We start from the raw sequence: 12,367 nt of genomic DNA, 5'->3' as shown, positions 1-12,367 counted from the left end.
TCACAGCGGGGTGAGGTGGACGCGGCGGGTCAGTTCGTCGATGGCTTCCCAGCGGCCGGTGCCCAGGCCGTGGCGGGTGACGTTCAGGGCGCCGGCGGCCGCGCCGGTGCGCACAGCGTCGCGCAGCGTGCCGTCCCGGGCCAGGACGGTGGCCACGCCGGCGGTCATCGAGTCGCCGGCGCCGCGGTGGTCGACCACCTGGAGGGCGGGTAGTTCGACCAGCAGCGGCTCGTCGTCGAGGAGGGCCACGGCCGGGTCGCCGGCTCGGCTGATCAGCACCGAGGTGGCGCCCTTGCGCAGGTCGCGGGCGGCGTCGACGAGGGCCTCCACGCTGTTGTCGCGGGCGCGACCGGCGTCCAGCAGTTCCTCGTGGCTGACCTTGAGGAACGTGACGCCGCCCTCCAGGACCGCGGTCAGGTGGTCGCCGGAGAGGTCGGCGACCACGGTGCCGCCGAGCGAGCCGATGTCGGTGGCGAGCCTGCGGTAGACGTCGGCGGCCACCACGTCCGGTGCGGCCGGGCCGCTGAGGATGCTGACGCGGGCGCGCAGTCCGGACGCAAGGGCGGTGCTGTAAAGCTCGTCGAGGTCGTGCCGGCCCAGCGGGTCACCGGCGTGCTCCGCGACGGCGGAACGGGATCCGTCGCGGCGGTCGTGGACGTACCAGCCGGTGCCGCTCGATCGGCGCACCGTGCGTACCCCGATGTTCTCGTCACCCAGCAGGCTGGCGACGACCTCGCCGATCTCGCCGCCGACCGCCGCGCAGAGGGTGACCGAACCGCCCAGGCCGGCGCACATCCTGGCCTGCCAGATGCCCTGCCCGCCGGGATGGACGTGCAGTTCGGCAGCGTCGGACTGATGCTCGATGGTCACTGTCAGCTGGGGCACCGGGGCGAAGACCATGACGGTGCCGGGGTCGGCGGGCATGTCTTCGAACGCTACCCCGATGCCCCGCGGTCATCCCTCTATCGCGCCCGCCGTGATGCCCGTCACAAAATGCCGCCGCGGGAACTCAGGCAACCCCTACCAGAGGCGCCTCCGAGGTGTCTTTCGCCGCACTTGGGATCGTGAACGTGAAGACGGTGCCGCCACCGGGGTTCGTGGCGGCCTCGATCCAGCCGCCGTGCCGCTCCACGATCCGGCGGCAGATGGCCAGCCCGAGACCGGTGCCCGGGTGCGCCGCGCCGTTGCTGGCGCGGTGGAAGCTGTCGAAGACCGCGGCGTGCTCGCCGTCCGGGATGCCGATGCCGCGGTCGGCGATCTGTACCCGGACGACATCACCGCCCTCGGCGCGGGCGGTGATGTCGATCCGCGGGGCCTGCCCCGGAGGGGTGTACTTGATGGCGTTGCCGACCAGGTTGTCGATCACCTGCCGCAGCAGCACCGGATCCGCGTGGACCGGCGGCAGCGTGCCGACGAAGACGTCCGGGCGGCAGTCGGCGTCGGCGGGCGCGTCCGTCCGGGTGGTGATCACGTCGTCGACGATGCCGCGCAGGCTCACCTCGCCGACCCGCAGCGTGGCGTCCCGCGCGGCGGTGTAGTCCAGCAGCTCCGTGATCAGCTGTTCCATCCGGGCCGCGCCGCTGATCACCTTGGCGGTGCTGTTGCGGGCGTGGTGCATGGCCTTCGGGCCGCCGCCCGCGGAGATGGCGTCGAGCGACTCGGTGATCAGCTCGGCATACCCGCGGACGGCGGTGAGCGGCGACTTGAGGTCGTGGGCGACCACGCCGGCGAAGCCGCGCAGCTCGGTCTCGACGTGCTTGCGATCGGTGATGTCGTGGAAGACGGCCACCGCGCCGCGCTCACCGGTCGCGGTCTCGATCGGCCGCGCCGACACGCTGATCACGCGGCCCTCGGGGTGCGCCGGGTTGCGGACGGTCATCTCGACCTGCTCGCTGCTCTCCCCGCCGAGCGCCCGGACCAGCGGCAGGTCGCCGGTGGGGAACGGCGTCACGCCGTCGAGCCGGTAGAGGCCGAAGTGCTGCTGCCAGGTGTCGACGTCCGAGCCGGTCTCGTTCGCGCCGAGGATCCGGCGGGCCGCCGGGTTGTGCAGCAGGAACCGGCCGTCCGGCCCGACCACGCCGACACCGTCGCTGATGCCGTCGAGCACCGCCTGCAGCAGCGCGGCCTGGCGCCGGCCCTCGGTGCCGCGCGCGGCCAGCTCGCCGGTTGCCGCACGCACGCGGGCGCGGGCTCGTTCCCGTCCGCTGGCCAGCAGCCACACCAGCGCGGTCAGCAGCGCGGTGAGGCTGAGGCCACCGCCGGCCACAGCGAGGGGGAGGACGCTGTGCGCGCCGGGAAGCCGTTCCCCGGCGGCGGCCAGGTGCAGGGTCCAGGTTCCATCAGCAACGGGTACGGCGACCGTACGCTGAAGATCGCGCTCGCCCACCGTGGCCGGTGACATCGCCGCGACGGTGACCTGGCGCCCCTCCGCGTCGGCGGCCCGCAGCGAGAGATCGAGCAGCCCCTGGCCGGCCTGGGTGAACGCGCTGCCCAGGAACGACTGGCCGCGCACCGCGAGCTGGATCCAGCCCAGGAAGCCCTGCGCGCGGTAGATCGGTGCGGCCAGCACGAACGAGTTCTGCTGCTGGTGCGCCGGGAGCGACCGGTCGGCGAGCAGGTGATAGGTGTCCGAGACGCTCACGTCCCGGCTGCGGCGCGACTCCGCGAGGGCTCCGGCCGGCGCCGGTGCCTGCATCATGTCGAGGCCGAGCGGCACCTTCCCGCCGTCCAGCGACGTGGCAAAGACCGAGAACGCGTGGTCGCCGTCGCCGTGCGGCGCCAGGGTCAGCCCGGTGGCGCCGCGTTCGCGCCAGAGCTGCTGGGTGCCGGGCACACCGGCGTCGGTGGACGGCACGACGAGGGCGATCGACGAGGTGCCGGCCAGCTGCATGCCCCGCAGCGGCTCGGTGATGGCGCCGAACTCGGTGGCGGTCAGCGTCTGCTGTGCCCCGGCCGCGGCGGCGGTGATCCGTAGGGCGTCGAGGTAGCGCCGGGTCTCCGAGCGCACCGCGTCGGCGGCGACCGCCGTCCGGCGGTCCATCTGCACCTCGGCGGAGGCGTCCTCGCGCTGGAGCAGCAGAATGCTGATGCCCAGCGTGATAGTGCAGCCGACCGCGGCCACCATCGCACTCAGCGCGGTGGCACGGCCCGGCCCGCTACCCGCTCGCTTCCGGTTCACCCTTGCCCTATCGGAAGCCGTCCGCGCCCGCCTGAGCGGGAATCATCCCCGGTGTGGCAGCAGCCAGCGCACCCGGCGGACCAGGTCGGCCGGGTTCACCGGCTTCGCGAGGTACTCCTCGGCCCCGGAGACGAAGGCCAGGTCGACGTCGGTCTCGCTGGCGCAGCCGCTCAGCATGATCACCGGGATCTCGGCGGTCGCCGGGTCGGCGTGCATCCGGTAGCAGACGCTCAGGCCGTCCAGGCCTGGCATCGCGATGTCGAGCACCACAAGGTCGGGGCGCTGCCGGGAGATCAGGTCGAGTGCGGTGCACCCGTCGCCCGCGGTCTCGGTGCCGAAACCGGCCATCTGGAGTTTGAAGCTGACCAGGTCGCGCACGTTCTCGTCGTCGTCGACCACGAGAACGGTGGGCTGGCCCGGCACCGCGAGCGCCGGCGGGAGGAGGTCGAGCATGGCGGTCATGTGCTGCTCCGATCGTCGAGGGTCGCCCGGTGCAATCGGCCCTCGGTTCCGGCGCGCCAGTCAAATGCGCGTTGCCGGACGGTTGCGACATGACGAGGGGGCCCGCCGGAAAGCGGGCCCCCTCGTGATGGAGACGGTGCTTACTGGACCACGAAGAGCAGGCGGTTCGGGGAACCGCTGCCCGGGCTGGTCACCACGCCGGTGGTGGCGTTGTTGACCAGGCTGTCGCGGACCTGGGCCGGGGTGTAGGACGGGTTGCGGGACAGCACCAGAGCGGCGGCACCGGCGACGTGCGGCGAGGCCATCGAGGTGCCGCTGATCGTGTTGGTGGCCGACGAGCTGGTGTACCAGGCCGAGGTGATCGACGAGCCGGGCGCGAAGATGTCCAGGATGCTGCCGTAGTTCGAGAAGCTCGACCGGGCGTCGGTGCTGGTGGTCGAGCCGACCGTGATCGCGGCGGCCAGGCGGGCCGGCGAGGAGGAGCTGGCGTTGGTGTTGGAGTTGCCGGCGGCGACCGCGTACGTCACGCCGGACGCGATCGAGTTGGCCACCGCGTTGTCCAGCGCGGTGCTGGCGCCGCCGCCGAGGCTCATGTTGGCGACCGCGGGCTTGACCGCGTTCTGGGTCACCCAGTTGACGCCCGCGATGACACCGGCCGTGGTGCCGCTGCCGCTGCAGCTGAGCACCCGGACACCGACGAGCCTGACGGCCTTGGCCACGCCGTACGTGCTGCCACCGACCGTGCCCGCGACGTGCGTGCCGTGACCGTTGCAGTCGACCGCGCCGCTGCCGACGGCGTCGTAGCCGGCCGTGGCCCGCCCGCCGAACTGGCTGTGGCTGTAGAGGATGCCGGTGTCGATGATGTAGGCGGTGACGTTGGAGGCGGTCACCGGGTACGTGTAGGTCGTGCTGAGCGGCCGGTTGCGCTGGTCGATCCGGTCCAGGCCCCAGGTGGCGTTGGACTGGGTGGCGGCGAGCGTGACCTCCTGGTTCTGCTCGACGTACGCGACCTCCGAGTTCGCCGCGAGCCGCTTGGCCTGCGTCTCGGACATCGTGGCCTCGAAGCCGTTGAGCGCCTTGCCGAAGCTGCGCTTCACCGACGCCCCGTACGCCTTGCTGAGTTTGGTCTGCTGCGCGCCGGACTTGAGGACCACGATGTAGCTGCCCGGGATCGCGTCGGCGGAGCCGGCGAGCCGGATCTCGCCCGTTGCCGGGGCTGCCGCGGCCGGGGTTCCCGTCGCGACCACCGCGGTGGCCAGTGCGAACAGACCGGCGGCCAGGATGCGGCCGTGTCGTCGAATCGCCATCTTCTTCCTCTCTCGCGCCTGGCAACAGATCGAAGATCGTCGCTCAGTCTTGGGGGAAGCGTAGGTGTGAATCCGGCTCGCATGTATATATCGAAATAGCTATATCGCGGCACGCTCGTGACCGATGTTCAGCGAATCGCCCTCCGTGCCGATACGGGTGATATGAGTCTTCGCATCGTCGGCTTCGCGGTGCTCTACCTGCTGGTTCTCCTCCTGGGCCGCCTGAGTGCGATGACCGAGCTCGACGGCGAGGCGGTGATCTCGCCGGCCGCCGGTGTGGCCGCGGTGTGGCTGGTGATGCGACGTGAGTCACCCTGGCGCTGGGTGGACGTCACCGCTCTCGGCGCCCTCACGGCCGGCGGGCTGATCCTCACCGGGATGAGCCCGGACCGGGCCGCCGTGGACGGTGTCGCCGCGGTCGCCGCCGCGACGGTCTTCTCGACCGCCGCCGGCCGCTGGCTGCCGGGGCTCTGGAACAGCCGGGCCGAACAGGGCGGCCGGCCACTCTCGCACCTGGTCGAGCTCTGGCGGATCATCCTGATCGCGGTGATCGCCGCGCTTGCCGGTTCGGTCATCGAGACGGTGGGCGAGCGCCTGCTCGGCGGTGAGCCGTCGGCGATCACGGCCCTCATGCGCCTGGTCCGCGACGTCGTCGGCGTGCTGATCTTCGGGGTGGCCACCCGGCGGGCCGGATTCGTCCTGCGCGGGCACTGGAAGCCGCCGTCCGGGCCACGGGCGCTCGAGTGCGCCGCGATCTTCCTGGTCTCGGCCGGCGCCTACTGGCTCGCCTTCGGTGTGAACACCAGCGTCCCGATCGGTTTCGCGCTGCTCCCGCTCACCGTGTGGGCGGCGCTGCGGATGCCCACGCCGCTGCTGATCGCGCACAGCCTGGTGTTCAGCACCGCCGCGGCGCTCCTCTCACTCGGCGGGTCCGGCCAGTTCGGCGACGTCACCGACGCGCCGCTGCGCGCCCTGCTGATCGAGCTCTACCTCGGCGTGCTCGCCGTGGTCGGCCTGGCGCTGGCGCTCAGCCGCGACGAGCGCGACGCGCTGATCCAGCGGCTGCGCGTCTCCGAGCAGGAGGCCACCGAGAAGGCCGACATGATGACGACGGTCGTCAACTCGATGACCGAAGGGCTGGCCATCCTCGACCAGCAGGGCCGGTTCGTGCTGCGCAACCCGGCCGCCGGCCGGCTGCTCGGCAACACCAGCAGCGTCTCCGGAGGCGTGCTTCTCGGCAGCGACTACGGGTTCTTCCACCCGGACGGCACGCCGGTCGCCGAGGCTGACATGCCCTGGGTACACGCCCTCGCCGGGCAGGACGTGCCGCCGATGGACATCCTGATCCGCAACGCTGCCGTTCCGGAGGGCCGGATCGTACGGTTCAACGTCGCCCGGCTGAGCGTGCAGCCCGGCGGCCCGATCCAGGTGGTGGTCGTCTTCCACGACGTCACGGCCGACCGCCGGCACCGCGACGAGCTGATGTCGTTCGCCGGACTCGTGGCGCACGACCTGCTCAACCCGCTGACCACGATCGAGGGCTGGGCCGAGGTGCTGGAGGCCGAGCTGGCCGGGTACCGCCCGGCGGAGCGGGTCACCCGCATCCAGCGGGCCGCCGCACGGATGCGCACGTTCCTCAACGGGTTGCTCGCGTACACCGCGGCCCGGGACGGCAAGCTGATGCCCACCACGGTCAACCTGCCGCTGCTCATGCAGGACATCGTCAACAGCCGGCTGGACCAGGCGGAATACACCGGCAAGGTCACGCCGCTCTTCGAAACCGGCGGGCTGGACGGTGCCGTCGAGGCCGACCCGGTGCTCGTCCGGCAGCTGCTGGAGAACCTCATCGACAACGCCCTGGACCTGATGCCGGCCGGCGCGACGCCGCAGATCGGCGTCTCCTGCCAGGCCGGCCCGAACGGGATGCTGCGCATCGACATCCTGGACAACGGGATCGGCCTGCCGCCGGGCAAGCTGCACGAGGTCTTCACCAGCTTCCACCGCGGGGACGAGCATCGGCGGGGCAGCGGCCTGGAGCTGGCGGTCTGCAAGCGGATCGTGGAACGGCACGGCGGCACGATCGAGGCCATGGCTAACCCGTACGGCAGTGGCACCCGGATGTCGTTCACGCTGCCATCGGGGCGTTCTGCGTACGCCCGGACGTTGGAGTCGCAATGGGCGCAGCGAGCTCCGAGCCGCTAACGGCTCAATACCGGGTCGGTACGACCGACGATAGCTGTGTGCGGGCAGAGACGCGGGCGGCCGACGACGGGGTGTACGAACGACGACGCCTCTCGGTGCTGCGCGGCTACCACATCCTGGACACCCCGGCCGAGACCGACTTCGACGACATCGTCGCCCTGGCGGCCCAGCTCTGCGGCACGCCGATCTCCTCGATCAGCCTGATCGACGAGCACCGCCAGTGGTTCAAGGCGCGGGTCGGCCTGGACGCCTCTGAGAGCGACCGGGCCTCCTCGTTCTGCGGCCGGGCCATGTACGGCGACGACGTCACGCAGATCCCGGACGCCCGTCTCGACCAGCACTACGCCACCAGCCCGATGGTCACCGGTGAGCCGTACATCCGCTTCTACGCCGGCGCCCCGCTGATCTCGCCGCACGGCGAGCCGCTCGGCACGCTCTGCGTGGCCGACCCGGAGCCCGGCATGCTCAGCCCGGCACAGCAGCACGGCCTGCGCGCCCTGGCCAGGCACGTCGTCTCCCAGCTGGAGCTGCGCCGCTATGCCCGCGACATCCGCGACCTCAACGAGCGGCTGCGCGACGCCGAGAGCGTCAAGGACGAGTTCATCTCCCGGGTCACCCACGAGCTGCGCACCCCGCTCAGCTCGATACACGGATACCTGGAGGTCCTCGGCGACCCGGAACTGCCCGAAGAGACCCGCGCGGGTTTCCTGCACCGGATCCGGCGCAACTCCGACCGCCTGCTCACCCTGGTCGACGACATGCTGATCGCCGCGCAGGTCAGCGCCGAGAGCCGGAGCTTCGAACGGCGTTCCACCGACCTCGCCGTGCTGGTCAGCACCGCCGCTGAGCAGAACCGCCCGCTGATCGAGGCGCGCGGCCTGACCGTCGAGGTGCACACCGAGCCCGGCCTGATCGCCGACGTCGACTCGTGCCGGCTCGGCCAGGCCGTCGACCGCCTGATCCTCAACGCCGTCAAGTTCACCGACCACGGCGGCCTCACCATCAGCACCCGCCGCGAGGGCGAGCACGCGCTGATCCGGATCACTGACACCGGCAGCGGCATCAGCCCGGCGGACCGGGAACGCGTGCTGGCGCCGTTCCGCCGGTCCGCCGCGGCCGAGCGGGCCGAGGTGCAGGGGATCGGCCTCGGGCTGTCGATCGTCAAGGCGATCGTCGACGGGCACCGGGGCCGGATCAGCATCGACGGCGCTCCGGGCGCCGGCACCACGGTGAGCCTGGAACTGCCGATCCACTGACAGTCAACAACCCCGTGTGTGGAGTTGGGGTGCGGAGCGGGGCCGAAGTCCACACACGGTCAGGCAACAACCCCGTGTGTGGAGTTGGGGTGCTGAGCGGGGCCGAACTCCACACGGTCAGGCAACAACCCTGTGTGTGGAGTTGGGGTGCGGAGCGGGGCCGAAATCCACACACAGTCGTCAGGGCACGGCGCCCAGCATCGTGAGGACGCCGGTGAACAACGTGGTCGTGGTGGCCGGGTCCAGGTGCTGTGCCTGCCAGCCGCGGTCCTGCAGACCCTGCAGGACGCCGACCATCACGGTGCGGACCGTACGGAGGGTCGCGGGGGAGAGCAGCACCGCGGAGGTGCCGTCGTCGTGCGCGGCCCGGGACGCCGAGCCGAGGGCCACCAGGGCGGCCGCCGAGCCGTTGAGGATCTGGGCGACGTGCAGGCGGTCGCGGTCCAGGTTGAAGGCGGCCACGTGGACGGCCAGGCCGAGCGCGGTGAGCAGGCGGCCGGTCTCGTCGCCGCTGAGGACGGCCGGCATGGTCGCCGAGTCGTCCTCGGTCTCGGCCGCGCCGGCGCAGAAACCGGAGATCAGCTCGCCGGCGACACCCTCCGGCACGACGAGGGTGGCGAGCGGTTCGGCGGGGAAACGGCGGCGCAGTGCCGCCTCGACGGCGTCCCGCACGATGTACTCCGGGACCACCCGGTGCTGCTCGGTGAGCCGCGCGAGGATCACGGCGACGACGTCGTCGACACGCATCACGCCGGGACGGTCCATCTGCCCACCGTAACGGTGCACGCGCGCTCCTCAGACGGTGCCGGGCAGGGTGATTCGCGCGGTGGTGCCGCCGGGCCCGCTCGTCAGGGTCAGCCTGCCGTGATGGGCGCCGACGATGTTGCGGGCGATGGTGAGCCCCAGGCCGACACCGGGCACCGCCTGCTCCCGGGCGTACCGGCCGCGGTGGAAGCGTTCGAAGACGTTCGGCAACTCGTCGTCGGGTATGCCGATGCCGGCGTCGGTGATCTCGACGGCCGGATGCGGATCACCGGTCACCCGGACCGCCACCGGCCGGTCCCGCGGGGTGAACAGCAGCGCGTTGCGCAGCACCTGCTCGATCGCGTGTGCCAGCCGGGTCAGGTCGGCGCGGACCGGTGTCGGTTCGCCGGCCGCCACGGTGATGGGCTCCGAGCGCAGCGCGATCAGCGGGCGGCAGCCGGTGATCGCGGCCGCGACCACGGTGGCCAGGTCCACGGTGCCGACCGGTGCCGGCAGCGGTGCCTCCGGCGGCCGGGTGCCGGCCAGGATGTGGTCCACCATCTCGACGAGGCGCTGGCCGTTGCGGTGGATCGGCTCGATCAGCTTCCGGTACGGCGACAGGTCGTCCTGGTCGCCGAGCAGCTCCAGATAACCCTGGATGGTCGCGACCGGCGTACGCAACTCATGCGTGATGTTGGCAACCAGGTCGTCCTCGCGCTGTCCGGCCTGGGCGAGTTCGTCGCCGAGGTCGGCCACCCGCAGCCGCGTGCGTATCGCGGCGAGGTGGGTGGCGGCCTGCCCGGCGAAGGTGATCAGGTTGTCGATCTGGCGGTCGCTGATCTCGCGCGGGCGGTCGTCGACGACACACATGGCGCCGAGCGCGTGACCCTGCTCGTCGATGATCGGCGCACCGGCGTAGAACCGGATGTTCGGCGCGCCGGCCACGTTCGGGTACGCCGCGAACCGTGCGTCGCGGGTGGCGTCCGGGACGATCAGCGGCTTGCGGATCGGGATGACGTGGACGCAGAACGACACGTCCAGGGGCGTCTCGTCGTCGGCCAGGCCGAGGCTGCCGGCGAAGAACTGCCGGTCCCGGTCGATCAGCGAGATCGCCGCCATGGGCGTGTCGAACATGCTCGCGGCGAGGCGGGTGAGGTCGTCGAGGACCGGCGTCCGCGGCCGGTCCAGGACATGGTACGAACGCAGCGCGGCGAGCCTCGCCTCCTCAGCTTCCCGCTTCGCCCCCACGCCTGTCTTTCGGCCCGCTGCCATCCAAGCTGAGAAGAAGTCCCAGGTCAGCCCACCGCGGCGCGGCGCGCGGTGTACTCACCACCGCCGTTGCGGTGGCTCGGGTACGGGATCAGGTTGTCCGCCTGCTCCTCGTACGACTCGGCCCAGCGGCGGCCGGCCGACTCCAGCGGGTCGGCGTCGTAGACCGATCGGCCGTGGAAGCGCTGGCCGTAGTCCATCATCCCGTCGACCAGGCGGTCCACATCCCCGGTGGGCCGCACCACGAGCCGCATGAACTGGCTGGTCATGCCGAGCTTGTTGCCGCACTCCCGGGTCATGATCCCGTGGTTGGCGACGAGGAAGTCGCGCAGCGCCACGCCGGACCACTCGGTGGGGAGCTTGACCAGGAAGAAGTTGCCCTGCGAGGGGAAGACGGTCAGGCCCGGGATGCGGCTCAGCTCACGGGCCATCGCACGGCGGTCGCGGCTGAGCAGGCGCAGGCTCTCCTCGTACTCCATCTCGTGCTCCTGGATCATGTGGACCACCTTCTCCGCGAGGGAGTTGAGGTTCCACTTCGGGAGCATCTTGGCGATCTTGCCGGCGATCGCCGGGTTGGCCAGCATGTAGCCGAACCGGATGCCGTGCAGGCCGAAGTTCTTGCCGAGGCTCTTCAGCACCACCGCGTTCGGGCGGATCACCGCGTCCGGGCCGACCGAGGGGTAGCGCTCGGCGTCCGAGAAGTCGATGAACGACTCGTCGACCACGACCAGGTCGATGTCGCTGAGCGCGTCCATGAAGCGGATGACGTCGCGCCGCGGCAGGTAGTTGCCGTCCGGGTTGTTCACGTTGCAGACCACCGCGACCCGCGACTTGCGGTCCCGGATGAACTCGACGTACTCCTCCAGGTCCAGGCGGAAGCCGTCGCGCTCCTGCAGCGGGAACATGTCCACCCGCTTGCCGGTCTCCAGCGGCTGGTCGGTCCACCGGCCGAAGGTCGGGATCGGGATGGCCAGGCTCTCCTTGACCAGCAGGTGGTCGATCCAGGTGATCAACTCGGTGGAGCCGTTCGCCATCGCCACCGTCTGCGGGTGCAGGCCCAGGACGCTGGCCAGCTTCTTGGTGATCGTGGCCGAGTCGCTCGGGTAGTACTTCAGGATCGTCTTGAGGTCCGCGGTGAGTTCGTCGAACATCTCGGGCGTCGGGAAGTACGGGTTGCACGGGATGCAGAAGTCGACGATCTCCGCCCCGTCACCGGCCGCACGCGCCAAGTCGAAGTAGGACGCGCTGTGCGAGCCCTTGTGCAAGATCGACGTGTCGATTCCGGTGCGTGCCACGGTGTCCTCCCGAACCCCTCGGTGACATTGCCGCACCGAGGTACGGAACCGGGCCCCGATTCGTTCAGCTTGACCGTGAACGAAATCGTCGACAATCCATGACCAGGCTTTCATCCACACCGGATGAGGCGAGCCGCCACGCCGTCCGGCGACGCTACGGCCGGTAGCTTTCCGACTCCCGGAGGACGGCATGACCGGTATGGACCCCACCCCGCGCCCGGCTGTCAACGCCGGCAAACTCTGGGCCGGCGGCGCCGCGACAGCGGTGGTCGCGGCGCTCATCGCGATCGCCGGCATCCTGTTCGGGCGCGGCCTCTTCGACATCGACGTGCTGGCACCCAAGGGGCACGGCACCTGGGGTGACGCCTCGACCGGCTGGTACGCCCTCGGCGCCGGCGGTGCCGCGCTGGCCGCCACCGGGCTGGCGCACGTGCTGATCCTCACCACACCGCGCCCGATGCGCTTCTTCGGCTGGGTGGTCGGCCTCAGCACGGTCGTGGCGATGCTGGCGCCGTTCGTCACCGACGCCAGCCTCGGCGCGCGGATGTACACGGCGGGTCTCAACTTCGTGCTCGGCGTCGCCATCGGCTCGCTGGTCGCGGGAGTCGCCCGGACGGCGACGATTCTGATTCCGACGGCGCGTCGGTACTGAGG

Annotated in this window: 10 protein-coding genes; 3 read left to right on the top strand and 7 right to left on the bottom strand. The window is 71.2% G+C overall.

Annotated features, from left to right (window positions below; genetic code table 11):
- The 4 genes from AB0M02_RS14605 to AB0M02_RS14590 form a co-directional block, all read right to left on the bottom strand.
- Window positions 1–924 carry a PfkB family carbohydrate kinase gene (locus tag AB0M02_RS14605; RefSeq protein WP_364226330.1) on the bottom strand — a complete coding sequence of 308 codons (924 nt, stop codon included), beginning with the start codon at window positions 922–924 and terminating at the stop codon, window positions 1–3.
- 85 nt (window positions 925–1,009) lie between these two features.
- A complete protein-coding gene (locus AB0M02_RS14600) occupies window positions 1,010–3,178 on the bottom strand; it encodes an ATP-binding protein (RefSeq protein ID WP_364226328.1) in 2,169 nt (722 codons plus the stop codon).
- Window positions 3,179–3,220: 42 nt separating this feature from the next.
- Complete coding sequence (locus tag AB0M02_RS14595) at window positions 3,221–3,640, bottom strand: response regulator (RefSeq protein WP_364226326.1); 420 nt, start codon at window positions 3,638–3,640, stop codon at window positions 3,221–3,223.
- Window positions 3,641–3,780: 140 nt separating this feature from the next.
- Window positions 3,781–4,947, bottom strand: coding sequence for a S8 family peptidase (locus tag AB0M02_RS14590; RefSeq protein ID WP_364226324.1), 1,167 nt, complete (start codon window positions 4,945–4,947; stop codon window positions 3,781–3,783).
- 162 nt (window positions 4,948–5,109) lie between these two features.
- Between AB0M02_RS14590 and AB0M02_RS14585 the strand changes: the two genes are divergently transcribed.
- Together AB0M02_RS14585 and AB0M02_RS14580 are read left to right on the top strand one after the other, a co-directional pair.
- The gene (locus AB0M02_RS14585; RefSeq protein ID WP_364226321.1) at window positions 5,110–7,149 is read left to right on the top strand and encodes an ATP-binding protein; all 2,040 of its coding nucleotides are present in this window, start codon (window positions 5,110–5,112) and stop codon (window positions 7,147–7,149) included.
- 38 nt (window positions 7,150–7,187) lie between these two features.
- Complete coding sequence (locus AB0M02_RS14580) at window positions 7,188–8,405, top strand: GAF domain-containing sensor histidine kinase (protein WP_364226319.1); 1,218 nt, start codon at window positions 7,188–7,190, stop codon at window positions 8,403–8,405.
- Between the two features lie 180 nt (window positions 8,406–8,585).
- Here AB0M02_RS14580 and AB0M02_RS14575 read toward each other — a convergent pair whose 3' ends face one another.
- Genes AB0M02_RS14575 through AB0M02_RS14565 form a run of 3 tightly spaced genes read right to left on the bottom strand, consistent with a single transcriptional unit; the run spans window position 8,586 to window position 11,713 of the window.
- Window positions 8,586–9,191, bottom strand: coding sequence for a hypothetical protein (locus AB0M02_RS14575; RefSeq protein ID WP_364226316.1), 606 nt, complete (start codon window positions 9,189–9,191; stop codon window positions 8,586–8,588).
- A gap of 9 nt (window positions 9,192–9,200) precedes the next feature.
- Window positions 9,201–10,421: a GAF domain-containing sensor histidine kinase gene (locus AB0M02_RS14570; protein ID WP_364226313.1), complete on the bottom strand. Its 1,221-nt coding sequence runs from the start codon at window positions 10,419–10,421 to the stop codon at window positions 9,201–9,203.
- Between the two features lie 23 nt (window positions 10,422–10,444).
- Complete coding sequence (locus AB0M02_RS14565; RefSeq protein WP_364226310.1) at window positions 10,445–11,713, bottom strand: histidinol-phosphate transaminase; 1,269 nt, start codon at window positions 11,711–11,713, stop codon at window positions 10,445–10,447.
- A 190-nt stretch (window positions 11,714–11,903) separates the two neighbouring features.
- On the opposite strand from AB0M02_RS14565, the gene AB0M02_RS14560 reads away from it, so the two are divergent.
- Complete coding sequence (locus AB0M02_RS14560; RefSeq protein WP_364226308.1) at window positions 11,904–12,365, top strand: DUF6069 family protein; 462 nt, start codon at window positions 11,904–11,906, stop codon at window positions 12,363–12,365.
- Window positions 12,366–12,367: the final 2 nt, after the last annotated feature.

Source organism: Actinoplanes sp. NPDC051861 (assembly GCF_040681145.1).
Lineage (GTDB): Bacteria > Actinomycetota > Actinomycetes > Mycobacteriales > Micromonosporaceae > Actinoplanes.
This window is presented reverse-complemented; position numbering and strand designations above follow the sequence as displayed.